The organism is Pseudoalteromonas sp. AOP7-A1-14, assembly GCF_052376275.1.
Taxonomy (GTDB): Bacteria; Pseudomonadota; Gammaproteobacteria; order Enterobacterales; family Alteromonadaceae; genus Pseudoalteromonas.
Genome location: NZ_JBQSVO010000058.1, coordinates 1 through 21,940, shown reverse-complemented (window position 1 = coordinate 21,940; position 21,940 = coordinate 1). Strand labels below are relative to the sequence as shown.

Sequence of the window (21,940 nt, the reverse complement as noted above, 5' to 3'; positions counted from 1 at the left end):
GTAAAGTAAAAACACCAAGCCAATACCCCAATCCAGGACCCCGTAGCGAACTCAGTAGTGAAACACAGCCGCTCTGGGCGAGCCCTTGCAAAGACAGTGTCGTATTTGTTATGCGACTCTCTACCGGTGTCGGCACTACGCATTACCCGGCTTCAAATTAAAGAAAGCCCAATTCGAAAGCGTCGGGCTTTTTACGTCCACGGGAAAGTGAAAAGAACACCAAGAATACTTCAGTGCCTCATATTCCCCCTTCAAAAAAGAACCTCATAAATTCTACTTTAAATATTAATTGAAATATTTACTAACCTGCTCATAATAGACGAGTGTTTAGGAATGAGGTGAAAATCCTTAGCTGTTCCCGCAACTGTAAACAGTTCATACTGTAAGTCAGATACTAAACACCTTTATTTCATCAATGAGCGGGTAAACTCACTTTATACGCAAGTCTTTGTACTGGTGTTTACTGTATGGGTTTTACGCTTCGAGCAGAGACATACATTGCAGATAAACACACCGCTAATAACAGTGAATGAGCTATCGTGGGCTGTTGCTGATACAGAAGTTCTTAAAAGTATAAACTTATCAGTAGATCACGGTAAGTTTATTGGTTTACTGGGACCAAATGGGGCTGGAAAATCAAGTTTACTTCGCTGTATTTATCGCTATTGTAAGCCCAGTAAAGGCGATGTACGACTTTCAGGGCATGATATTTGGCAACTTAATTCAGATGATTATGCTAAGCAGGTTGCTGTTGTTTTACAAGAAACGCCTTCACAATTTAACCTTTCTCTTTTTGATGTGGTAAGCCTTGGCCTAACGCCACACAAACGCCTTTTTAGTGGCACAACAAATGATGATAAAAAACTTATTCAGCAAGCAATTGCACAAGTTGATTTAACTGAGCATAGTAATCAAGTATTTGATTCGCTTTCAGGTGGGGAAAAACAACGTGCGCTGATAGCCCGTGCGATAGTGCAAAGGCCACAACTTCTGATCATGGATGAGCCGACCAGCCATCTTGACGTGAAATATCAAATACAGTTAATGGAGCTGGCAAAGTCTTTAAATGTTACCGTACTTGCTTCATTCCACGATTTAAATTTAGCCGCTAGTCTTTGTGACGAACTCCTTGTTATAAATCAAGGAGAAATAGTTGCAGCAGGCAAACCTCAAGAGGTTATTACTGAGAAAATGCTTAGTGAGGTTTTTGGTGTATGCGCAAAAGTATCAACTCATCCGCAAAGCCGTGATAAGACCATTCCACATATAACTTACTTTTACGGTTATCAAATTGGAGAGCGTGATGCAGCTAAAAAATAAGTTCAGTCTTATTTTAACCATAACGTTAAGTGTATTGAGTATTTTTGCTGCTTTAAATTTTGGTGCCGCGCCTAGTAAGTTTATTGATGTTTATAACAGTGTTGTTGGGCAATGGTTCGGTCAGTGGTTTGGGCAAGGAAGCGAACCTTTTATTGAGCGAATTATTTGGCAGCTACGTATGCCTCGCACATTATTAGCATTCTTAGCGGGATCTGGTTTAGCAATTGCAGGGCTTATCCTGCAAACAGTGACACGTAACCCACTTGCCGATCCGTATTTATTTGGTATTTCTTCAGGTGCCTCATTTGGTGTGGTGTGTTTTATAACGTTAACTGGCATTAGTGCAGGTTTTTCAATGTCACTAGCTGCATTTGTTGGCAGTATGCTAGCAATGGTTTTATTAGTTGTTATTGCTGGGCGTAAAGGCTCAGGGCAAGTTGAAACTATGTTGCTGGCGGGCGTCGCGCTATCATTTTTGTTCAGCGCATTTACCAGCTTATTGCTTTATTTTAGCGATCCGCAAGCGATCACTGCTATTTTATTTTGGAGTCTTGGCAGTTTTTCTCGTGCGCAGTGGCACTCATTGTGGCTACCTGCTTTGGTAATACTCAGTTGCACTGCTTTGATGATGGGCTTTAGGCGTCAACTTAATGCTATGTTACTTGGCGATGAAAGTGCGGCAACACTCGGCATTCCAGTTCAGCGGTTTAGATTATTAATGTTGATTTTAAGCTCGTTGATCACCGCTGTATTAGTGGCTTTATGTGGTGGTATTGGTTTTGTTGGTTTGATGATCCCCCATATTGTACGCTTTTTTGTCTCTCAAGGTACGGTAACTGGGCTTGCTATGACGGCCTTTGTTGGCGGTACTTTTATGGTTTGGGTTGATGTGCTCTCACGCAGTATCATGAATAACCAAGAGTTACCTATTGGTGTGATCACCTCGGCGATAGGTAGTGTATTCTTTCTATCTTTACTGTGTTTTAAAAAACGAAGGTGTTAATGATACAACTTTCAAAGCTTAGCCTTAATTATAGCAATACTATTAGTTGAGTTACGCTGATATTCTAAAATAAGATGACTATGAAAACGATTATGATCCAAGGCACGACATCTGATGCGGGTAAAAGTACCTTAGTTGCAGCGCTTTGTCGGGTATTTGTAGATCAAGGTATTAAAGTAGCGCCGTTTAAACCGCAAAATATGGCGCTCAATAGTGCTGTAACAGAAGATGGCGGTGAGATTAGTCGAGCGCAGGCACTACAAGCAATAGCCGCTAAAGTCGCGCCGAGGATTGATTTTAACCCTGTTTTACTCAAGCCGAATAGCGATACTGGTGCACAAGTGATTATTCATGGTAAAGCGATTAGTAACATGGAAGCAGACGCTTATCATAACTATAAACAAGTAGCGATGAATGCGGTGCTTGTCTCACAACAACGTTTAAGTGAAGAGTTTGAGCTATTAGTAGTTGAAGGCGCGGGCAGCCCTGCTGAGATAAACCTACGCGCAGGTGATATCGCCAATATGGGTTACGCTGAAGCAGTTGATTGTCCTGTAATCATTATAGCTGATATTGATAAAGGCGGTGTTTTTGCGCATTTAATTGGCACATTGGCACTTTTAAGCGAGTCAGAGCAAGCCCGGGTGCAAGGTTTTGTGATCAACCGTTTTCGAGGCGATTTAAGTTTGCTACAAAGCGGCCTTGATTGGTTAGAGGAATATACTGGTAAACCTGTACTTGGCGTATTACCGTATTTACATGATTTAGCACTCGATGCTGAAGATGCTCTCGTGGTTGATAATCAAGTGAACCAAGGGAAAGTAAAAATAGCGGTGTTACTTTTGCCACATATTAGCAACCATACAGATTTTGATGCCCTGCGATTAAACCCTTATATTGATATTAACTATATTCGTCATACCCAAGTAATCCCAGATGTTGATTTAATTATTATTCCAGGCAGTAAAAATGTCATTAGTGATTTGGCTTTTTTAAAAAATGAAGGGTGGGAGAGCCAAATAAAACGCCACCTTCGTTATGGTGGCAAAGTATTGGGGATTTGCGGTGGTTTACAAATGTTAGGTACGGATATTTTTGATTTAACAGGTGTTGAATCTAGCCAAAAACACGCTAAAGGTTTAGCACTTGCACAGCTTAAAACACAACTAGGTGTGCAAAAAGTATTGACTCAAGCCTCGGGTGTTATTTACTTAAACACTAAAAAGGCAAGTGTTAAAGGCTATGAGATACATGCGGGCAGCAGCCAAGGTCCTGCACTTGAACAGCCTTTTTTAAAGTTTACTGAGCATCCGCATAATGTAGCACATGATGGCTTTATATCTGATGATAATAATATAGCAGGCACTTACTTACACGGCCTGTTTGATAACAGTAGCGCCACTCAATTAATACTTGATTGGGTATTGCCAAATAGTGGTATAACTCAGTTAATAGACATAGACACACATCGCGAACAGCAATTAACGCGCTTAGCGAATATGTGCAAAGAGCATTTAGATTTAGACAAAATAACGCAAATTTATCAAAACTGGGAGGGAGTTGATCATGAGTGACATAAGTAACGACAAGCACCAACAACGCCAACAAAAAGTAAAAAGCAAAGTTGATGAGCGTATTGCTGCCGCACAAACAGAAAAAGGTGTTTTTCAGGTTATTACCGGCAATGGTAAAGGTAAATCAACCTCAGGTTTTGGCACGGTAACACGCTGTGTAGGCCACGGCATGAAAGCCGCTGTGTGTCAGTTTATTAAGGGGACTTGGCCGTGTGGTGAGCGTAATGTGCTACAAGGCGCAGGCGTTGAGTTTGCTATTATGAATACTGGTTTTACTTGGGAGACGCAAAATAAAGAATCAGACACGGTTGCAGCGCAAACTACCTGGCAAGAAGCTAAACGAATGTTGGCCGATGAATCAATTAACTTAGTGTTACTTGATGAAATCACTTATATGATCACTTACGGCTACATTGATTTAGATGAAGCGCTGGAGGTTATCGCTAACCGTCCGCCAATGCAGTCTTTAATCATTACAGGGCGTGGCGCGCACCGTAAATTAACTGATTTAGCTGATACCGTCAGTGAAGTGCGTAATGTTAAACACGCATTTGATGCCGGTGTCAAAGCACAAATAGGCTTTGATTACTAATGGTTAGGCTTGTCCTTATTCTGTTCGTCGCCATACAAAGCATTAACCTTGCTTTGGCTTCAAGCAAGCAGCAGTTAAGAATCATCGCCCTGGCACCACATATTGTTGAGAATCTTTTTGAAATAGGGGCCGGTGAGCAAATCGTAGGTACTGTAGAATATTCAGACTTTCCAGCAGCAGCTAATAATATCCCTCGTATTGGCGGTCATCAAGGTATTCAACTAGAAAAGCTATTAGCGCTTAAACCGGACCTGGTTCTGGCATGGAAAACGGGTAGCAAAGCGGAAGATTTAGCGCGTATTAAAAGTTTTGGTATTGAAGTTTCATATAGTGATGCCAGTGAGGTTGATAAAGTCCCGTATGAACTGCGCCGCTTAGGTGCACTCACCGGGCGCGAGCAATCAGCTGAGCAGGCCGCAACTAAATTTGAAAATAACATTGCTGTAATTAAAGCCAAATATAAAGATAAAAGTAAGGTGGCGATATTTTATCAGCTATGGCCAGAGCCGATGATGACGGTTGGCAAAAATACTTGGATCAATCAATTGATCGACATTTGCCAAGGCCGTAATGTGTTTGCAAATAGCCGCACAGATTATCCGCAGATCAGCATTGAAAATGTTGTTGTCGCAAAGCCTGAGGTAATTATCTTACCAGATGAAAAATCACAAAAGCAGCAAGCCGTGATTGATTGGTCACAATGGCCTGAAGTGCCTGCTATACAACATAATCAGTTTATTAGTGTTAATGCTGATGTATTACACCGCTTTACAACACGTGTGCTCGAAGGGCTGGATGATATGTGTACTAAAATAGATGACTCTCGCGCCGTTTCAAGGAGGCTATATGAGTAATTGGCAAAGCTTTTTAAAAACTGAGTGTGCAAAACCCTACATGCAAGAGACTCTTGACATCGTTGCGCAAAAACGCAGTGAAGGGGCTGTTGTATACCCGCCAGCATCACAAGTGTTTAGCGCATTTGATGCAACACCACTGAGTGACATTAAAGTGGTCATACTTGGACAAGACCCATACCATGGTGAAGGGCAAGCGCATGGCTTGTGTTTCTCAGTATTACCTGAAGTAACTAAATTACCACCTTCACTTAAAAATATTTATAAAGAGCTGGCAACTGATATTGCGGGCTTTAGCATCCCTGAGCATGGTTACTTACAACGCTGGGCAGAGCAAGGGGTGTTTTTACTAAACACGGTACTAACCGTTGAACAGGGCCAAGCACATTCACACAAACACCTTGGTTGGGAGCAGTTTACCAGTGAGGTAATTGCGCATATAAATCAGCATTGTGAAGGTGTGGTGTTTATCTTATGGGGCGCACATGCGCAAAAAAAAGGTAAAAGTATTGATAGTTCACGTCACCTTGTTTTAAATGGTCCACACCCCTCACCGCTATCAGCTCATCGTGGCTTTTTTGGCTGTCAGCACTTTTCAAAAACTAATCAGTTATTAATAGAGCAGGGAAAAAGCGCGATTGATTGGCAGGTTTAATGCAAACAACTCATGCATGTGCATGCAATTAGTATTAAAAAGGCCCTTTAATAATATTAAAGGGCCTTTTAGTTGGTTAGGGTGTATTGCATGATTAGTTAAAAATCTAACTCATCAACTGCAATACTATCTGTAAAGTAGTCGAGCTCCTGTAGTTCTTTGCGCAAACGATGCTTGTCTTTCAAAGCTTCTATTTCGCGCCACTTTCTTTTTTTATTTTTCTGAGAGGTTTTTCTTGTTGTACTAGGACCTTCTAATATCTCTAAAATATCGTCTAGGCTATCCATAACTTCTCCTATTGAATTTTGAACCTCAAAAATACCTATATCACAGGCAAAGCTAAAATAGAATAAAAAAGTGACATTAATGTTACAGATAAATGATAAATTAGTGAATAGGGATTAGCTTTACTGTTTTTTTAAACATAAAAAAACGCCGCAATTGCGACGTTTTCTATTTTAACAATGTAACTTGAAAAAGCAGTTACATTGCTTTAAAGCGTGCTTCTAGTTGCTCTTGTGCATCTGCAAATGAGCGGATACCTTCGGCTAATTTTTCAGTAGCCATCGCATCTTGGTTATGTAACCAGCGGAACTGTGCTTCAGTTAAAGGAGCTGGTTTTGGCTCTTTAGCAATATCACTTTCAAGTAAGTATTCTTGCGCACCTTCAAGGTTGCCTAAGTCTTCTAAAAGGTTAGGGCTGATCGTTAGCTTGTCACAACCAGTTAAGGCAATGATTTCACCGGTATTTCGGAAGCTTGCGCCCATAACCACGGTTTTATAATCATGGCGTTTGTAAAATTCAAAAATACTGCGTACAGATTGCACACCAGGATCTTGTAATGGATCGGTTGGTTTTTCCATACCGTTGGCTACGTGCCAATCTAAAATACGGCCAACAAATGGTGAGATTAAAAATACGTTAGCATCGGCACAAGCACGGGCTTGGGCATCACTAAATAGCAAGGTTAAGTTACATTTAGTGCCTTCTTTTTCTAGTTGCTCAGCAGCTTTAATACCTTCCCATGTTGAAGCAACCTTGATTAAGATTTTATCTTTGCTTACGCCTTCTTTCTCGTACAGGCTTAACAAGGTATGGGCTTTATTGATTGTTGCTTGTGTATCAAACGATAAACGTGCATCAACTTCGGTAGAAATATAGCCAGGTACAATCTCGCTTATCTCTTTACCTAGTAATACCGCAAAGTAATCACAGGCCAATTCTAATTGCTTAGCAGGGTCTTGCTCGGTTTCTTTAGCGTAACTCCACGCTTTATCTAAATATGGCTTGTAGGCTTCAATTTCGCTGGCTTTTAAGAGCAATGAAGGGTTAGTTGTTGCATCTTCCGGTTGGTGTTTTTTAATCGCTTCAATATCACCAGTGTCAGCCACGATAGATGAATGTTGTTTGAGCCTTTGTAGAGCTGAAGTCATTTGCTTTCCTCATTCCAAGCAAGTTAAAAGAAAAATCTACTGTAACTACCTTATACTGCAGCACTGTGACAGTGCTTTATAGGTCTTATGTCCGTATCAGTAAAGAACGAAGGTGCATTGCTTAATCTGCGATGCGAATAAGGTAGGTATCATACCAATCAATGCTGGCAGATTGATATAAACAAAACGTGCTTTTCGTTCCATTTAATGTTGAAATTGACATTAAATAATTTCCAAGTCAATAGCTAACTATGATCACTGTTATTTCACCTGCAAAAAATTTAGATTACGAGAGCCAAGCAAGTACCGATAAATTCACGCAACCTGAGTTACTTGAACACAGCGAAGAGTTAATGGTTGTATGTCGCGAGTTAACACCAGCACAAATTAGCAGTTTAATGAAAATTAGCGATAAGCTCGCAGGCCTTAATGCTGCGCGCTTTAGTGAATGGTCGCAGCCGTTTACAACAGATAACGCTAAACAAGCTGTGATGGCCTTTAATGGCGATGTATATGGCGGTTTAGATGCCAACAGCTTAACTGCTGGGCAACTTGATTATGCACAAAGCCACTTACGTATTTTGTCAGGTTTGTATGGGTTATTAAAACCACTAGATTTAATGCAAGCGTATCGCTTAGAAATGGGCACAAAGCTCGATAATAGTCGTGGTAAAAACCTGTATGAGTTTTGGGGCAGTATTATTGCAGACAAACTTAATACTGTACTTGCAGAGCAAGATAGCAAATATTTAGTTAACCTAGCGTCAAACGAATATTTTAAAGCGGTTGATAAAAAAACCTTAAACGCGCAAATCATTACTCCGCACTTTAAAGACTGCAAAAATGGTCAATATAAAATTATCAGCTTTTACGCGAAAAAAGCCCGCGGCTTGATGGCTCGCTACATTATTGAGAATAAAGTTACCCAATTAAGCGATTTAAAAAAGTTTACTGTTGATGGTTACTACTATAGCAGTGAAGCAAGCCAAAAAGAGCTTGAGCCGGTATTTTTGCGTGATGAGCAAAACTAATTTCTACCAGCATTAAACGCTTAAAAAGCCATGCATTGCATGGCTTTTTAGTTTTGGCGCTGATTTTGCACGAACCTGATCCTATATGTAGAACAATCAGGGTTTAATAATGTTAAAAATACCTTCTATCAGTGAAGCTGAAAAATTAATAGAAGAAAAACTCGGTGGTTGGTTTGATGTTGTCATAAGCCATATCCCTAACTTCATTGTGGCAGTGATGATTGCCATTGTATTTTCCATCCTAGCGCGTTTTTTAGGTTCGATGATGCGTAATTTATTGCGCCGCTCTTTGGATTCCAAACAAATCGCTGATTTAATGGCCTCAATATTTAAGGTGCTGATACTGTGTGTGGGTTTATTTATCGCACTCGATTTTATGGGGCTAAAAGGCACAGTAACCTCACTGCTTGCAGGTGCCGGTATTGTGGGGCTAGCGATTGGTTTTGCCTTTCAGGATATGACCGAAAACCTTATAGCAGGTATTGCCATGGGTATTCGCAAGCCTTTTAAAACCGGCGATGTGATTAAAACCGATGATGTATTTGGTACTGTTAAGTCAATAAATTTGCGTAATACGCTGGTTGAGAACTTCTATGGACAATTAATTTTAGTGCCTAACAAAATACTGTTTCGCAATGTATTACGTAATTACAGCACCTTAGGTGTGCGCCGTATTGAAGTGCCAGTAGGAATTTCATACGCAGATGATCCAGAGCAGGCAGCCGAAGTGATCGTTAAAAAAATTAATGAATTTGATTTTGTCATTAAACAAGAGGAAACGGCCGTTTATGCCGACAGTTTTGGCGACAGCAGTGTCAATTTGCTGGTGTGGTTTTGGATCAAATACCCCGGTGAGGCGGATTATATGACGGTCCGCCATAAAGCAATCGTGGCCGTTAAGCAGGCGCTTAATGACGCTGATATTAGCATTCCATTCCCAATTCGCACGCTTGACTTTGCTATTAAAGGCGGTGAAAAACTCGATGCGATGATCAGTGATAAACAACAGCAGACAGAGCAATAGACTGCTTTATTTAATAACTAACCTGAACTGTGGTGAACTATCAGCAGGTAAAAGTTACCTGCTGATAGGTCTGATTTACATAACGGTGTTAGATAATCATGAAGGCTTTAATAACTTTATGGATAATTAACTGCAACTTTTTAAAGACAGTTAGCACTAATAGGGTAAGATTGCTAAATTCTCGTTTATTAATCTATAAGGAAATTACGATGAAAAAGCTCATCGCAACGTGCACGCTATCATTATTAATATTAACCAACACCAGTTATGCAAAAGAGCAGCAAATAAGCTCAGTTGAAAGAATGTTTGCAGTAATGGGCATGGATAAGCAGATGACTGGCGGTTTTGAAGCCATGTTGCCAGTCATTGAGCAAATGGCATCACAGTTACAATTGGATGATGCGGCGAAAGAGGAGCTGAAAAATATTTATCGAGATTGGTTTAAATACGACTTTGACCAACAAGCAATTTTAACTAAATTGGTTGCAGTGTACTCAGAAAGTTTTACTGATAAAGAAATTAATGAGTTAATCGCATTTTATGAAACACCTACAGGGCAAAAATTTCTCGCTAAATCACCGCAACTAATGCAGATCGGTGCACAACTTGGTATGCAAGAAGGTCAGTTAAAACAAGCTCTACTGCTTGAAAGGCTACAACCTTTCTTAGCAAAGCATCAAGGTAAGTAAGAAACTACCGTCGTGATTGCGGCTGCTTTTTAAGCACTTATTAGACACAGCTTCAAACACACGCTAGTGTCTAGTAAGTGATAATAAAGCAGGCTTTAGTAATGGCTAGTCAAACACAGGGTACTGAACAGCCCGAAAATCCATGTATTCGCCACTGCTGTTTAGATAATAATGATATATGTCTTGGTTGCTTTAGAACACTCGCTGACATTTTAGCGTGGCATAGTGCTACTTTAGAGCAAAAACAGCAGATCCTTAATGAATGCCAAATTCGCAAAAGCGCTAAGCAAAAATAACCACTGCGTAGAACATCTTTGAGTCTGAAAAAGCGATTCCAAACTTCAATCTAATTAGCACGATTTAAGCAGCACCACTTACTCTCATAACGTAATCAATTGTATTTTGATTGCATACGTATTCAATTTTTATTCTGTTAGAACTATTCTATTGTTAATCGCTTGTAAATGTAAAGGCACCTAAATGACAACATAAGGAAAACACAATGAAAATTAAAAAAATAGCAACCACGATAGGGCTAAGCGTTGGCCTAAGTACTGCATCGATTGCAAATGCAGCACCCACCACATTCGTCCATTTATTTGAATGGAATTGGCAAGATGTCGCCCTAGAATGTGAACAATACCTAGGACCTAAAGGCTATGCCGCGGTTCAGGTCTCACCACCCAATGAGCATATCATTGGCAGTCAATGGTGGACGCGTTATCAACCTGTCAGTTACCTGTTACAAAGCCGAGGCGGTAGCCGTGAGCAGTTTATTGATATGGTTAATCGTTGTGATGCCGCTGGCGTTGATATTTATGTAGATACCTTGATCAATCATATGGCGGCAGGCAGTGGAACAGGCACCGCTGGTAATACCTATGGTAATAAACAATACTCAATTTATAGCCCACAAGACTTTCATGCTAGTTGCACTATTAATGACTCTGATTATGGAAACGATCGTTACCGAGTACAAAACTGTGAGCTAGTCGGCTTGGCCGACTTAGACACAGCTGCAACGTATGTTCAAAACACATTAGCGGCTTACATTAATGAATTACAAGCCATTGGTGTTAAGGGATTTCGGTTTGATGCAGCTAAACACGTTGCTGCCAGCGATATTCAAAGTTTAATGGCGAAAATAAATGGTTCGCCAGTAGTGTTTCAAGAAGTGATAGATCAAGGTGGCGAAGCAGTAACAGCTTCAGAATACTTAGCCACTGGTTTAGTCACTGAGTTTAAATACAGCACAGAGCTTGGCAATACCTTTAGAAATGGCTCGCTTGCATGGTTAAGTAATTTTGGTGAAGGCTGGGGATTTATGCCAAGTGCATCAGCTGTGGTATTTGTAGATAATCACGATAATCAACGTGGTCATGGTGGCGCTGGCAATGTAATTACCTTTGCCGATGGCCGTTTGTACGACTTAGCAAATGTATTTATGTTGGCTTACCCGTATGGTTATCCAAAAGTAATGTCTAGTTATGACTTTCATGGTGATACAGATGCCGGTGGCCCTAGCGTGCCAGTGCATAACAATGGGAACTTAGAATGCTTTGCAAGTAATTGGAAATGTGAACATCGTTGGTCATACATTGCCGGTGGCGTAGATTTTAGAAATAACACGACAGATAACTGGGCAACAACCAATTGGTGGGATAATACACATAACCAAATTGCGTTTGGTAGAGGAAGTTCAGGCCATGTTGCAATTAATAAAGAAGATTCAACACTTAATGCTACAGTACAAACAGATATGGCTCCAGGGCAGTACTGCAATGTGTTAAAGGGAGAATTAGCGAATGATGCAACAAGTTGTACTGGTGAAGTTATAACGGTTAATGCAAATGGCACTATTAACTTAAATGTAGCAGCGTGGGATGCAATGGCTATTCATAAAAATGCCAAAATAACCCCCCCCAATCCTGAGAGTGATTGGCAGCGCACTGTGGTATTCATTAGCGCACAAACGCAAAGTGGCCAAGATATGTTTATCCGCGGCGGGATTGACCATGTTTATGCAAACACAAACCTTGGGCGTAACTGCCAAACAAGTAATTTTGAATGTGCGATGCCAATTCGCCACAATAATTTAAAAAATGCCACTACCAGTCCTTGGAAAGCGAACGACAACTACCTAGATTGGTACGGTGTTGAAAGTGGCCAAAGTAGTGAAGCGCAAGGCACGGCAACCGATTGGACCACTAATATTTGGCCCGCAGCTTGGGGAGCAGAAAAAACCGTTGCTAACGATGGCTTTGGTGTTACACCGCTAAATATTTGGGGAGAGCATTATTGGCTGCTCGATGTTGATATGGATTGCAGCAAAGCGGTTAATGGCTGGTTTGAGGTCAAAGCGTTTATTAAAAATGGTCAGGGCTGGGAGGGCGATATAGCGCAAGCAAACACCCCTTATGTTAGCACTAATCATGTTGCTCAATGCGGCAAAATTAATAAGTTCGAGTTTAGTAATTCAACTGTAGAAATACGCAACTTCTAATTTTATTACAGGAACACCCCAGCTAAACCATAAGTATGCGTTTAGCTGGGATTTTACTTTGTAAGTCATGTTCTGGAGATTAGCTTTTTTGTGTTTTAATACACCTTAGTTGAACTATTAGTAAATCAGTTGCTTTAGTGCTTTAATTCTACAATCTTTAGCCTAGCGCCTCTAACCTAATTTCCTAATCCCTTATCTGCATTTTATTTTCAATAATTGCCACACCTTGAGTATTTTCTAAAAATTTTTGTGCCAACGCGCGTTCAAAGCCGGTTTCTGCTTGGCCGTATAAGGCTACTTTGTTGCCATCAACGTGGACTTGCAGTTGTGATAAGTTGAGGTTTGGATTGCTGCGCAGTTTATTAACAAGTGTTTGCTGTAGCGTTGGTTGAGGGGAAACGCTACTGATCATAATTGTGCTGGTGGTTGCACTGACTTGTGTTGCACAGGCGAGTAAAAATACACAGCAAAGTGATACCAAAGATATGGTTAATTTAAAGCGGTTCATGTTTCCCTCACAACGTTTATTGTATTTGCTTAGTAAATAGTAATCCTACTCTCTCAAAAACTGTTCCAATAACAACTTATTGAAATTAAAAGTTATTAATTTTATAAAAACATGCAGCTGAGAATTTTTTACATTCCACTGGGTAAAAAAGTAAGGTGCTATGTAATCTGCTGCTTCGGAGTCACAGTCGATTACTAAGATTGGGGCTGTTGTGAAGCTTATCAGAGGTATCTCAATGAATTGGCTGGTATGAAAGGTTTAAAAGTTATTAGTAAAAGGCAGCACAAAAACTAAAAAGCCGAGCTTAGGTAGTTGCTCGGCTTTGTTAATTATCCAGAATTTAGGTTAATTACTGTTATTTTTTCTTTTTGACTTTCGTTTTTGCTTTTTTACGGGCTTTTATTTTAGCCGGATCTTTAAGCTTTTTGATCGGTAATTTAGCTTCTTTATGTTGTGGCTCAAGACCTTTGATAACACGACGTTTCAGCTTTTGCTCAGTGTAACGCTCAACTTTGGCAACAATTGCAATATCGTGGGCTTCCACTAATGAAATCGCGATGCCTTTTTTACCGGCGCGGCCAGTACGGCCAATACGATGCACATACACATCTGCGGTGCGCGGCATATCAAAGTTAATTACATGGCTGATGTCTGCAACATCAATACCACGGGCGGCAACATCGGTTGCGACTAAAATTTTAGTACGACCAGAATGGAAGTTTTCCATCGCTTTCATGCGCTTGTCTTGCGGCATTTCACCACGCAGCCATGCAGCTTTAACACCGTTGTTAGTTAACTCACCAATTAAGGTTTCAAGGCGCTCACGGGTTTTTACAAACACAATCGCTTTGCTAACATCTGGGCCATTCAGGGTATTAACCAGTAATTCCAGTTTATGATGGTAGTCATCAGCCAAATGGATCCACTGGTGAATTTTAGCTTTTTCTTTACGTGATGACTCCGCTTCAAGCAGTGCAGGGTCATTTAAGATTTGTTCTGCAAAACGTTCAACACTGTCACCTTCAAGAGTGGCTGAGAACAAAAAGCATTGGCGACGGTTTTTAGCTTCTTCACAAATGCGCATCATTTCTTTACGAAAGCCCATGTCTAGCATGCGGTCGGCTTCGTCTAAAATAAGCATTTCGACATTTTCAGCGTGGAAGTTTTCGGTTTCTAGGTATTCCATTAATCGCCCTGGCGTGGCAATTAAAATGTCGTTATTTTTTTCAAAAATTTCTTTGTGCGTACCGTAGTTAATACCGCCAGTTACTACGCCTATTTTAAGGTGAGTGCCTTTGGCAAGTAGTTCACACTGTTCATGAATTTGATAAGCTAACTCGCGCGTTGGTGTCATTATTAACACGCGGGCAAAACCAGGTTCACGACGCGGAAAATCAAGTAAGTATTGAATCGCTGGGATCAAAAATGCCGCTGTTTTACCAGTACCTGTTGGTGCAGAGGCTAAAATGTCACGCCCTTGTAGCGCTTCAGGAATTGCTTGTTGTTGAATGCTGGTAGGGGTTTCATAACCCATTTTAGCGACGGCTTGTAGTAGCTTGTTATCAATATCAAAATCAGAAAATTGCATAGAGTGTCAAAAATAGAGGACAATTGCCGTTAATTATACGCGCTATCCGCCAGTTGGTGAATGAAAAGGTGAAAAAATGTCAGGCTTTGTTTTTAAGCAGTTTAAAGTTAACCAAACACGTACAGCCATGAAAGTATCAACTGACGGTATTTTACTCGGGGCATGGGCTGATTTAAGTGATGCTCAGCGCTTACTTGATATTGGCAGTGGCACTGGGTTATTAGCGCTAATGTGTAAGCAGCGAAAACCGAGCTTACTAATTGATGCTGTTGAAATTGACCATGGCGCGGCTGTAGATGCTAAAAACAATATAGCTCAAAGTCCATGGCCAGATATAACGCTTTTTGAAGGTACTATACAAGATTACCAAAGCGGCCAACCTTATGATGTAATCATCAGCAATCCACCTTATTTTAACCATAGTTTGAAAGGTGATAATCGAGCCCGAAACTTGGCAAGACATACTGATGAATTAAGCTTTACTGAGTTGCTCGAAGCATTTAAGCGATTAAGCCATAACAAATCGCGGCTTCATGTGATTTTACCCTGTAAAGAAGCTGAGGAGTTTATTGCTATAGCAAAGCAGTCTCAAGTGTATTTACAGCGGCGCTGCAAAGTAAAAACAACATTAAAAAAAAGCGCAACGCGCAGTTTAATGACCTTAGGGTATGCGCAATTGGATTGTGTTGAATCAGCACTTTGTATTTACAATGAGATGAATGAGTACAGCCAAGACTACACTAAATTATGTCGTGACTTTTATTTAAAAATGCGCGGCTGAATAAAAACTAGGAGCAAAGTTGTTTTACTTCATCAAGCTGAATTTGCACAAGTTTTGGGTCGTTAATAAGTTGTGGTAGTAGGGTGGTTAAGGTCACTTTGGATAAATCAGCACTGATATAATTAATAATTTTAAACTGCTGTTTAACGGTTAAGCCAACATAGTCTTGCAATGTGCCTTGATGCTTGATGAGCACTGGAATAACATCTTTTTTATTATCATCACAGCATGCCAATGTTAACTGCGTTAGATTAAATAAGTTTGCATGTAACTTACCACTTTTGATAAGTGGCTCAGCTTGATTTGGGATAAAAAATAGCTGTTGATGGGGCTCTGTGCTTATTGTGCCTGCACTTTTTAGCGGATTTATTTTCCCCTGTTTAAATTCAATCATATCACCAGTAATTAATGTGAAGTTAGACATAATTTATATTGCTCTTGTTTTTTATTAATTAGATAGCGTTTTATAATGCTTTAAAAAGTGAATAACTTTTTCGCTTGGCATTTCGCAGGGTTTTAATTGCACTGAATTTTTAAGACGATAGAAGTTGAGGCTGATAAAGTCATTACCAGCAAGCTCTTTGGCAAATATTTTATCAGATTGACCTTGATTGAATACCTGACGAGTTAGACTGTAGCGCGCACCGCTGTATAAAACCTCGCTGTAACCAATAGGAATTTTATCGATTAAATGGGCTATTTCTATCATGCAACTGAGCTATTTGATGAAGGTGGGGTTGTGCGCCAAATAACACCAAAAACTTTTTTAAATAAGTACAAAAATAGCAATGGAATAAGTAATAGCTTGAGGGATAGCAGCGCGACTAGATTAAGAAAGTCCATAAATAAGTTTTCAACTGACTCAAGCATATTATTAATACCGGAAGTAACTGCATCTATAATTCGGCTGATATTACTGTTGCTATTACCCGATAATTGATCGTTATAGTCTGCGAGCTCGCGCATTAACGCTGCTTTTTCCATACCTAGTTTTGCCAGTTGATTGTTCAAATTACTCTGCTGTCTTTTTAAATCTTGCTGTTTAATTATTAATGGTTTTGCTTCATCAAGCTCAGTTAGGGTTAGTTTTTCGGTTAGGGTGCGCGTCGTTTGAATTGCATCAATCTTTTCAGTTAAATTAGTTATATCGCGTTGGTTGCTCTTAACTCGGTTTGTTAGTTGCATTATTTGTGTATTTAACAGCTCAACTTCATCAAGCAGGGTTTGCTTTTGACTATTAATCTTGGCTTTTACTTGCGCTGAAAGTGCTGACGTTGAGCTTGCACTCGCTTGTATTACGGCCACTTTATCTTCTACGCTACTATTTTGGCTATCAATTTCTTTATCTAAAAACGCATGGCTAGCAAGTCCTGTAGCAAGTATGATAGCAGGCACTAAAAACCTTAATATAATCAAACTAGTAAGTAGTCTGCTGTTGATGTTTTTTAAATAACCTCGGTAGTCACAAGCAATATAAACCACAGCACCTACACTAAAGGTAATATTAAATAACAGCCCTGACGACACTGTGTAAAGGATGCGCTGAATAAACAACGAACCAATAGCAAAACGCATAACGCCTGCTATATATTCAGCTAAGTCATTAACCGGATCGAGTAGTTGTGCTGGTTCTATACTAGCAATGCCAATACCGACTTCTGCCGATTGTAATAGCGAAATAGCCCCATTAACGCCACGGGCTGAGGCGTATACTAATGATGACTGTAGTAAAGTTTGATCAATAAAATCAATTATGTATAAATTAAATTGTGGTAGCCAACATAGTGTTACAAGAAGTATTAGCATTAAGTATTTGCAATAGCTATAAGGCTTAATTGATTGCATTTTAATTAATCCGATGGCTCAGGCTTATTTAACGTAACCACTCGTTGTGGAAATGGGATTTGAATCTCTGCGGCTTGAATTGATGCGTATACACCGCCGTTTATTGCGAGTGTAGTTTCGATTATTTTAGTCGTTGGTGCCCAATAGCGATAGCTAATAGTGACCCCTCTATCAGCAAAGCGTTCAATGCCCACTTGTGAACTCGGTTTAGTGGCAACCAGTTCATGCTCGATGAGCACTTGATTGATAAGTTTAATTGCTTCATCGGGGTTGGCACTATACGCAATATCTATTTCTCCTTTAACCAATGAGTAGCTAAATGAGTTGTGCAATATTTCTCCAACAATGTGTTTGTTGGGGATAGTGATCTCGACTTTTTCTTCGTTGATTAAAATAGTATAACCCAGCTCAATTGTTTTTACCTGACCGCTTACGCCTTTAACTTCAATGGTATCGCCAACAATAAAAGGGCGAGTTGCAATAATCGCCAGGCCTGCTCCATAGTTTGACAGCATCCCTTGTAAAGCTAAGCCTGCTCCAAGTGATGCTGCACCAATTGCCGCTACAAACGGAGTAACGCTGATACCAATTTTACCCAGTGCGATAATAATGAACATAATAATAAATAGTACTTTAACCACATTACTAATAAAATTGGTTAAAGTTATATCAATATTGTGTCGCTGCATTAACTTGGTAACAACCTTTGCTACTTTTTGCGAAACCCACAAGCCAAAGATTAATATTAGTACAGCACCAACCAATTGCATGCTGTACTCCACTAAGTACTCGCTGACCATGGTGTAATACTTTTCAACTTGTTGAAGTTCGGAGCTGATCATTACTTATCCTTTACGTAAATCTAGTTTTAGCTAACACATTAACTATAACAGAGCTTGTCTTATAATAGGATAGAGCAAAGGTACAATAAGAGCGCTAAGTAGGGCACATAGGGCCATTGCAACGGAGGCAAACGCGCCAATTCGAGGATGCTCACTAAGTACAGCCGCAGTACCAATAGCATGACAAGCTGTACCAATAGCCACACCTTGTGCTTGGTGATTAAATATTCCCACGGCCTTTAAAAGTAAAGTGCCAAATAAAGCTCCCAATAAACCAATAAAAATAACCATAGCTGCGCCTAATGAGGGTATGCCACCAAGTGCATCCGTAACGAGTAGGGTAATCGGAGTTGTTACCGAAAGCGCCGCGGTAGAGGCTGCTAATTCTGAAGGTACTGAAAATAACGCGCTTAACAGTACTGCGATAAAGGTCGCGTTGATCACTCCAAGGCTACAGCAAACGAACATGAGTGAAAATTGGCTACGTACTTGCTTAAATTGCTGATATAACGGTAAAGCGAGTGCCACAATGGCTGGCTCAAGTAGCCAGCGCAGTAATTCACTATGCTGATTAAATTGCGTGTAGGGTAGATCGAAGCTCAATAATATGAACGCAATTAAGGTGATACTTAAAAATACAGGATTAGTGAACACCTTTAAAAAGCTATTACTTGTTTTGCTATTTATTATTCGTAGCAGTATAAACAATAATGCACATAAAATAGGTGTTAACCACCAAAGTATATTATTCATTATGTTTGCCTTTGAATCTACTTATGATGGAGGCAACGAGCAACACGCTGGTTAGCGGTACCAAGATAACCACAGAAATTAGAAATGACCAGTGAGCATTAATTATATCCAAGTGCTCAATAAACCCAACGCCAGCTGGAATGAAAAATAACGGCATAAAGTTTAAAAGAGGTGAGGCGCAAGGAGCAACTTGATGTTCTTTAATTATTCCTATAAGTAACAGCGCTAATAAAAAAAGCATCGCTAAAATAGGTGCCGGAAAATTGCCGCCAATAAAGTGCATAATTATTTTAGCCAGCGCTAAGCAGCTTAAAATAATAATACTGCTGAGAATATATTTAAGCATTATTACCAACGTTTAGAGTTATTAAAAATCACATTATTATCGCCTTTCATTTTATTAATTGCCTTACGTGTATTTGGGTTGAGTAATAACCTAATTTGGCTCCATGTTTCCTTAGCTAAAATAGATCTTTCATTTTTATAATAGCTGGCTTGGGTAACACGTTTAATTGCCCCAAGGGCATCGGGTGAGCGAGTAAGTAAATTATCAATTAATAGTTGGCAGGTTTTTTCAGGCTGTTCACTTATTTCGGTAATCAGCCCGAGCTTTTTAGCTTCTATGGCACTGATAGGCTCGGCGCTTGAGGAAAGCCATAATGCTTGATCTTTTTTTACTAAGCCGGGTAATACTACATTTGCTCCCATGTCAGGGCAAAGACCCCAGCGAGCTTCCATTATTGCAAGCTTTGCTTGGGTATGAGCAATTCTGTAATCTGCACCTAACGCGATTTGTAAGCCACCACCGAAACAATTTCCGTTAATAATAGCAATCACGGGAATGCTTAACGATTGCCAGCCAAGCACCACTTGCTGCGCTAAATTTCGGTTTCCCGGCAACCACTTAAATAATAGCTTAAGTATTTGTGAAGGCGATTTCATTACACAAGAGATATCAAGGCCTGAACAAAAATGTTCGCCATCGCCTTTGAGCACCACCACGCGAATCTTTTTATTCTTTTTAATGGTTGTTATGGCTGCTTCAAGTTGTTTAAACATCAAGAAGTTGAGGGCATTTTGCTTATTTTTACGAGATAGCGTGACACTCGCAACACTACCTTTTACATCAAATTCAATCATGTAATCATGTCAGCCTCTCTAAACAGTTAATTTTGAGCTTACGAGTTAATTAAATTGATGTAAAGCGAGTTATATGAATGTGCTACCACATAATTTGTGGCTATTTAAAAGGGGGTGGGCGTTACAGCCATAATAGTTACTACTTTTTCGGGCTGTTTAGGTGCAATAAAAGTAACGCAAGCAGCTCTTCCTATCTCAGTGTTTACTGTGGTTACTCAAAAAGAGGGAAATTACTGTGAGTTTATAATGCGTACCAAAGTAAATTAAGAAATAAAACTAAAAACACCTGCATTAGGTGAGCTGATTGAACGTTGAAAGCAAGTGTAATTACACCACAGGACCTAAGGTATTATTATTGATATGGAAAATAACACCTATGCGCAAGTTAGGCTGGTGCGGGTAATTGGATGTGATTGGGTGTTACTGTGTTATCTAAATGTTCGCGGCCACTATTTTGTAAATTAGTATAAGCAGTACATGAAAAATAAAAGGTATGACTTATAAAGAATAAAAACTCGTTATTTATAAAAAAGTCAGGAAAATCTGACTTTTTTTGGCAAAAATTTGTCCAGGTTTGGTATGATGTAGGCATTAGATGTATAGAGGTTGTTGGTTATGTCAGGTCCGCGGTTATACAGCGAAGAAGAAGTTACGCATCAAGCGTACGATATTTTTTTAGAGTTAGCACCCGATAACCTTACTGAGCAAGATGTTGAAGACTTTAATCAGCATCGCGAGGAGCTTGGTTTTATTGAAGAGGGTGAACCTGACGAACAATGGCAAGACTTTGTAGCCCTCGAAATAGAGTCTGAGAATTTTTTACAAGTGTTGGTAGGCTTAGAATTTGATAATCAAGATATACTTTTTGCTAAAATTTTAATTAGTCGTGACAAAGATGCACCGTTTTGCCATATTCTATGGAAAGATAGTGAATAAATATCATGAAGTATTTTTTCGTTTTTGATAAGTTTAGTTGATGCGCAATAGAGTGAAGATTTATTCAGTTGGATTACTATTATGCTTAATGTTTAGCATTAGGTGTTTTGCTGTCGATCCATTTGAAGATTTCAACGAATATGGTCAACTCTCTGACGAGGAAATACATAAACTTCATGAAGGTGAAATGCTTTATGGTGATACCGAATTTGGATTTATCGTTAGTAGTGGCAATACCAAATCTACTAGCTTTAAGTTTAAAGGTAACCTTTATCAAGATCTTAAAGAATGGCGAAATCAATTCAAAATAGATACCCTTTATAGACGAGACAAGAATTCAGAGACGGGTAGTGACGACGTTTCTGCAAACCGTATTTTTCTCTCGGCTCAGGGTAACTATAAAGTAGGGATTAAAAATGCCTCATTGTTTATCTATGGTGACTATGAAGAAGATCAATTTAGTGGCTTGGAGTTTAAGTCAACTATTGCAACAGGTTACGGCAATAGACTCTATCAAGGCGTAAAAAATAAAGTCGATTTTGATATTGGTCCTGGCGTATATCGTTCAGTAGCTGACACTGAGTCAGATATTAGCAGTGAGGATGACACTAAAACAGGTTACTTAATGCGACTTGCCTTGCAATGGGAGCGTACGGTGTCAACACGCACTCGCTTTAATCAAGACATTAGTATTGAACAGTCGCTGTCAGGGCTCAACTCTCTGCTAAAATCTGAGACCGCATTAATAAGTCAAGTTATGGGAGCGGTGTCGTTAAAATTTGCGTATTTATACCGATACAATTCTAAACCAGAAGACGACCGATTAAAGTATGACTCTGAACTCAGTGCAACAATGGTTTATAGTTTC

Annotated in this window: 25 protein-coding genes and 1 riboswitch; of the genes, 14 read left to right on the top strand and 11 right to left on the bottom strand. The window is 39.7% G+C overall.

Annotation, left to right across the window (positions count from 1 at the left end; genetic code table 11):
- Nucleotides 1-278 precede the first annotated feature (278 nt).
- A riboswitch (cobalamin riboswitch) is annotated at nucleotides 279-417 on the top strand.
- 81 nt (nucleotides 418-498) lie between these two features.
- The 6 genes from ACT3RM_RS10415 to ung all read left to right on the top strand — a co-directional run bounded on the left by ACT3RM_RS10415 (nucleotide 499) and on the right by ung (nucleotide 5,998).
- On the top strand, nucleotides 499-1,320 hold the full coding sequence (locus tag ACT3RM_RS10415) for an ABC transporter ATP-binding protein (RefSeq protein ID WP_441835202.1): 822 nt from the start codon (nucleotides 499-501) through the stop codon (nucleotides 1,318-1,320).
- On the top strand, nucleotides 1,304-2,323 hold the full coding sequence (locus ACT3RM_RS10410; RefSeq protein WP_441835203.1) for a FecCD family ABC transporter permease: 1,020 nt from the start codon (nucleotides 1,304-1,306) through the stop codon (nucleotides 2,321-2,323). Before ACT3RM_RS10415 ends, ACT3RM_RS10410 begins: the two co-directional genes overlap by 17 nt.
- A gap of 80 nt (nucleotides 2,324-2,403) precedes the next feature.
- Complete coding sequence (locus ACT3RM_RS10405; protein ID WP_441835204.1) at nucleotides 2,404-3,897, top strand: cobyric acid synthase; 1,494 nt, start codon at nucleotides 2,404-2,406, stop codon at nucleotides 3,895-3,897.
- Nucleotides 3,890-4,489, top strand: coding sequence for a cob(I)yrinic acid a,c-diamide adenosyltransferase (gene cobO, locus ACT3RM_RS10400; RefSeq protein ID WP_441835205.1), 600 nt, complete (start codon nucleotides 3,890-3,892; stop codon nucleotides 4,487-4,489). Before ACT3RM_RS10405 ends, cobO begins: the two co-directional genes overlap by 8 nt.
- Complete coding sequence (locus tag ACT3RM_RS10395) at nucleotides 4,489-5,343, top strand: cobalamin-binding protein (protein ID WP_441835206.1); 855 nt, start codon at nucleotides 4,489-4,491, stop codon at nucleotides 5,341-5,343. Before cobO ends, ACT3RM_RS10395 begins: the two co-directional genes overlap by 1 nt.
- Nucleotides 5,336-5,998, top strand: a complete 663-nt coding sequence (gene ung, locus ACT3RM_RS10390; RefSeq protein WP_441835207.1) for a uracil-DNA glycosylase — start codon at nucleotides 5,336-5,338, stop codon at nucleotides 5,996-5,998. Before ACT3RM_RS10395 ends, ung begins: the two co-directional genes overlap by 8 nt.
- A gap of 98 nt (nucleotides 5,999-6,096) precedes the next feature.
- Here ung and ACT3RM_RS10385 read toward each other — a convergent pair whose 3' ends face one another.
- Together ACT3RM_RS10385 and tal are read right to left on the bottom strand one after the other, a co-directional pair.
- A complete protein-coding gene (locus ACT3RM_RS10385) occupies nucleotides 6,097-6,285 on the bottom strand; it encodes a DUF3545 family protein (protein ID WP_441835208.1) in 189 nt (62 codons plus the stop codon).
- A 196-nt stretch (nucleotides 6,286-6,481) separates the two neighbouring features.
- Nucleotides 6,482-7,432 (bottom strand): transaldolase, encoded by a 951-nt coding sequence (gene tal / locus ACT3RM_RS10380; protein WP_064666355.1) that lies wholly within the window; start codon nucleotides 7,430-7,432, stop codon nucleotides 6,482-6,484.
- A gap of 251 nt (nucleotides 7,433-7,683) precedes the next feature.
- Here tal and yaaA point away from each other — a divergent pair, with 251 nt between their 5' ends.
- The 5 genes from yaaA (at nucleotide 7,684) to ACT3RM_RS10355 (ending at nucleotide 12,679) form a co-directional block, all read left to right on the top strand.
- The gene (gene yaaA / locus ACT3RM_RS10375; RefSeq protein WP_441835209.1) at nucleotides 7,684-8,463 is read left to right on the top strand and encodes a peroxide stress protein YaaA; all 780 of its coding nucleotides are present in this window, start codon (nucleotides 7,684-7,686) and stop codon (nucleotides 8,461-8,463) included.
- 109 nt (nucleotides 8,464-8,572) lie between these two features.
- Nucleotides 8,573-9,487 (top strand): mechanosensitive ion channel family protein, encoded by a 915-nt coding sequence (locus ACT3RM_RS10370; protein ID WP_192542593.1) that lies wholly within the window; start codon nucleotides 8,573-8,575, stop codon nucleotides 9,485-9,487.
- A gap of 209 nt (nucleotides 9,488-9,696) precedes the next feature.
- The gene (locus ACT3RM_RS10365) at nucleotides 9,697-10,176 is read left to right on the top strand and encodes a DUF2059 domain-containing protein (protein ID WP_192542594.1); all 480 of its coding nucleotides are present in this window, start codon (nucleotides 9,697-9,699) and stop codon (nucleotides 10,174-10,176) included.
- Nucleotides 10,177-10,277: 101 nt separating this feature from the next.
- The gene (locus ACT3RM_RS10360; RefSeq protein ID WP_192542595.1) at nucleotides 10,278-10,472 is read left to right on the top strand and encodes a DUF1289 domain-containing protein; all 195 of its coding nucleotides are present in this window, start codon (nucleotides 10,278-10,280) and stop codon (nucleotides 10,470-10,472) included.
- Nucleotides 10,473-10,678: 206 nt separating this feature from the next.
- Nucleotides 10,679-12,679, top strand: a complete 2,001-nt coding sequence (locus ACT3RM_RS10355) for an alpha-amylase (RefSeq protein ID WP_441835210.1) — start codon at nucleotides 10,679-10,681, stop codon at nucleotides 12,677-12,679.
- A 184-nt stretch (nucleotides 12,680-12,863) separates the two neighbouring features.
- Here ACT3RM_RS10355 and ACT3RM_RS10350 read toward each other — a convergent pair whose 3' ends face one another.
- Both ACT3RM_RS10350 and srmB read right to left on the bottom strand, forming a co-directional pair.
- Nucleotides 12,864-13,187, bottom strand: a complete 324-nt coding sequence (locus tag ACT3RM_RS10350) for a BON domain-containing protein (protein WP_441835211.1) — start codon at nucleotides 13,185-13,187, stop codon at nucleotides 12,864-12,866.
- Nucleotides 13,188-13,542: 355 nt separating this feature from the next.
- On the bottom strand, nucleotides 13,543-14,775 hold the full coding sequence (gene srmB, locus ACT3RM_RS10345; RefSeq protein ID WP_064666361.1) for an ATP-dependent RNA helicase SrmB: 1,233 nt from the start codon (nucleotides 14,773-14,775) through the stop codon (nucleotides 13,543-13,545).
- A 76-nt stretch (nucleotides 14,776-14,851) separates the two neighbouring features.
- Between srmB and ACT3RM_RS10340 the strand changes: the two genes are divergently transcribed.
- The gene (locus ACT3RM_RS10340) at nucleotides 14,852-15,556 is read left to right on the top strand and encodes a tRNA1(Val) (adenine(37)-N6)-methyltransferase (RefSeq protein WP_441835212.1); all 705 of its coding nucleotides are present in this window, start codon (nucleotides 14,852-14,854) and stop codon (nucleotides 15,554-15,556) included.
- A gap of 7 nt (nucleotides 15,557-15,563) precedes the next feature.
- Here the strand turns inward: ACT3RM_RS10340 and ACT3RM_RS10335 are convergent, their stop codons facing one another.
- The 7 genes from ACT3RM_RS10335 to ACT3RM_RS10305 are packed head-to-tail and all read right to left on the bottom strand — an operon-like array spanning nucleotide 15,564 to nucleotide 20,136.
- Nucleotides 15,564-15,980 (bottom strand): hypothetical protein, encoded by a 417-nt coding sequence (locus ACT3RM_RS10335; protein WP_441835213.1) that lies wholly within the window; start codon nucleotides 15,978-15,980, stop codon nucleotides 15,564-15,566.
- Between the two features lie 24 nt (nucleotides 15,981-16,004).
- Entirely contained in the window at nucleotides 16,005-16,265 is a 261-nt protein-coding gene (locus ACT3RM_RS10330; RefSeq protein WP_441835214.1) for a hypothetical protein, read from the bottom strand.
- A complete protein-coding gene (locus ACT3RM_RS10325) occupies nucleotides 16,262-17,362 on the bottom strand; it encodes a hypothetical protein (RefSeq protein WP_441835215.1) in 1,101 nt (366 codons plus the stop codon). The genes ACT3RM_RS10330 and ACT3RM_RS10325 overlap by 4 nt, the downstream gene beginning before the upstream one ends.
- A gap of 44 nt (nucleotides 17,363-17,406) precedes the next feature.
- On the bottom strand, nucleotides 17,407-18,243 hold the full coding sequence (locus ACT3RM_RS10320; protein WP_441835216.1) for a mechanosensitive ion channel family protein: 837 nt from the start codon (nucleotides 18,241-18,243) through the stop codon (nucleotides 17,407-17,409).
- A 42-nt stretch (nucleotides 18,244-18,285) separates the two neighbouring features.
- Nucleotides 18,286-18,996 (bottom strand): LrgB family protein, encoded by a 711-nt coding sequence (locus ACT3RM_RS10315; protein ID WP_441835217.1) that lies wholly within the window; start codon nucleotides 18,994-18,996, stop codon nucleotides 18,286-18,288.
- Nucleotides 18,989-19,342 (bottom strand): CidA/LrgA family protein, encoded by a 354-nt coding sequence (locus ACT3RM_RS10310; RefSeq protein WP_441835218.1) that lies wholly within the window; start codon nucleotides 19,340-19,342, stop codon nucleotides 18,989-18,991. The genes ACT3RM_RS10315 and ACT3RM_RS10310 overlap by 8 nt, the downstream gene beginning before the upstream one ends.
- A gap of 2 nt (nucleotides 19,343-19,344) precedes the next feature.
- Complete coding sequence (locus tag ACT3RM_RS10305) at nucleotides 19,345-20,136, bottom strand: crotonase/enoyl-CoA hydratase family protein (RefSeq protein WP_441835219.1); 792 nt, start codon at nucleotides 20,134-20,136, stop codon at nucleotides 19,345-19,347.
- Between the two features lie 615 nt (nucleotides 20,137-20,751).
- On the opposite strand from ACT3RM_RS10305, the gene ACT3RM_RS10300 reads away from it, so the two are divergent.
- Nucleotides 20,752-21,072, top strand: coding sequence for an HI1450 family dsDNA-mimic protein (locus tag ACT3RM_RS10300; RefSeq protein WP_441835220.1), 321 nt, complete (start codon nucleotides 20,752-20,754; stop codon nucleotides 21,070-21,072).
- A gap of 88 nt (nucleotides 21,073-21,160) precedes the next feature.
- Nucleotides 21,161-21,940 (top strand): DUF481 domain-containing protein (locus ACT3RM_RS10295; protein ID WP_441835221.1); only part of this gene is annotated, 780 nt, incomplete at its 3' end.

Coding starts and splice junctions, on each gene's coding strand:
- ACT3RM_RS10410 (WP_441835203.1), top strand. CDS start 1,304: ATGCAGCTAAAAAATAAGTTCAGTCTTATTTTAACCATAACGTTAAGT.
- ACT3RM_RS10405 (WP_441835204.1), top strand. CDS start 2,404: ATGAAAACGATTATGATCCAAGGCACGACATCTGATGCGGGTAAAAGT.
- cobO (WP_441835205.1), top strand. CDS start 3,890: ATGAGTGACATAAGTAACGACAAGCACCAACAACGCCAACAAAAAGTA.
- ACT3RM_RS10395 (WP_441835206.1), top strand. CDS start 4,489: ATGGTTAGGCTTGTCCTTATTCTGTTCGTCGCCATACAAAGCATTAAC.
- ung (WP_441835207.1), top strand. CDS start 5,336: ATGAGTAATTGGCAAAGCTTTTTAAAAACTGAGTGTGCAAAACCCTAC.
- ACT3RM_RS10385 (WP_441835208.1), bottom strand. CDS start 6,285: ATGGATAGCCTAGACGATATTTTAGAGATATTAGAAGGTCCTAGTACA.
- tal (WP_064666355.1), bottom strand. CDS start 7,432: ATGACTTCAGCTCTACAAAGGCTCAAACAACATTCATCTATCGTGGCT.
- yaaA (WP_441835209.1), top strand. CDS start 7,684: ATGATCACTGTTATTTCACCTGCAAAAAATTTAGATTACGAGAGCCAA.
- ACT3RM_RS10370 (WP_192542593.1), top strand. CDS start 8,573: ATGTTAAAAATACCTTCTATCAGTGAAGCTGAAAAATTAATAGAAGAA.
- ACT3RM_RS10365 (WP_192542594.1), top strand. CDS start 9,697: ATGAAAAAGCTCATCGCAACGTGCACGCTATCATTATTAATATTAACC.
- ACT3RM_RS10360 (WP_192542595.1), top strand. CDS start 10,278: ATGGCTAGTCAAACACAGGGTACTGAACAGCCCGAAAATCCATGTATT.
- ACT3RM_RS10355 (WP_441835210.1), top strand. CDS start 10,679: ATGAAAATTAAAAAAATAGCAACCACGATAGGGCTAAGCGTTGGCCTA.
- ACT3RM_RS10350 (WP_441835211.1), bottom strand. CDS start 13,187: ATGAACCGCTTTAAATTAACCATATCTTTGGTATCACTTTGCTGTGTA.
- srmB (WP_064666361.1), bottom strand. CDS start 14,775: ATGCAATTTTCTGATTTTGATATTGATAACAAGCTACTACAAGCCGTC.
- ACT3RM_RS10340 (WP_441835212.1), top strand. CDS start 14,852: ATGTCAGGCTTTGTTTTTAAGCAGTTTAAAGTTAACCAAACACGTACA.
- ACT3RM_RS10335 (WP_441835213.1), bottom strand. CDS start 15,980: ATGTCTAACTTCACATTAATTACTGGTGATATGATTGAATTTAAACAG.
- ACT3RM_RS10330 (WP_441835214.1), bottom strand. CDS start 16,265: ATGATAGAAATAGCCCATTTAATCGATAAAATTCCTATTGGTTACAGC.
- ACT3RM_RS10325 (WP_441835215.1), bottom strand. CDS start 17,362: ATGCTAATACTTCTTGTAACACTATGTTGGCTACCACAATTTAATTTA.
- ACT3RM_RS10320 (WP_441835216.1), bottom strand. CDS start 18,243: ATGATCAGCTCCGAACTTCAACAAGTTGAAAAGTATTACACCATGGTC.
- ACT3RM_RS10315 (WP_441835217.1), bottom strand. CDS start 18,996: ATGAATAATATACTTTGGTGGTTAACACCTATTTTATGTGCATTATTG.
- ACT3RM_RS10310 (WP_441835218.1), bottom strand. CDS start 19,342: ATGCTTAAATATATTCTCAGCAGTATTATTATTTTAAGCTGCTTAGCG.
- ACT3RM_RS10305 (WP_441835219.1), bottom strand. CDS start 20,136: ATGATTGAATTTGATGTAAAAGGTAGTGTTGCGAGTGTCACGCTATCT.
- ACT3RM_RS10300 (WP_441835220.1), top strand. CDS start 20,752: ATGTCAGGTCCGCGGTTATACAGCGAAGAAGAAGTTACGCATCAAGCG.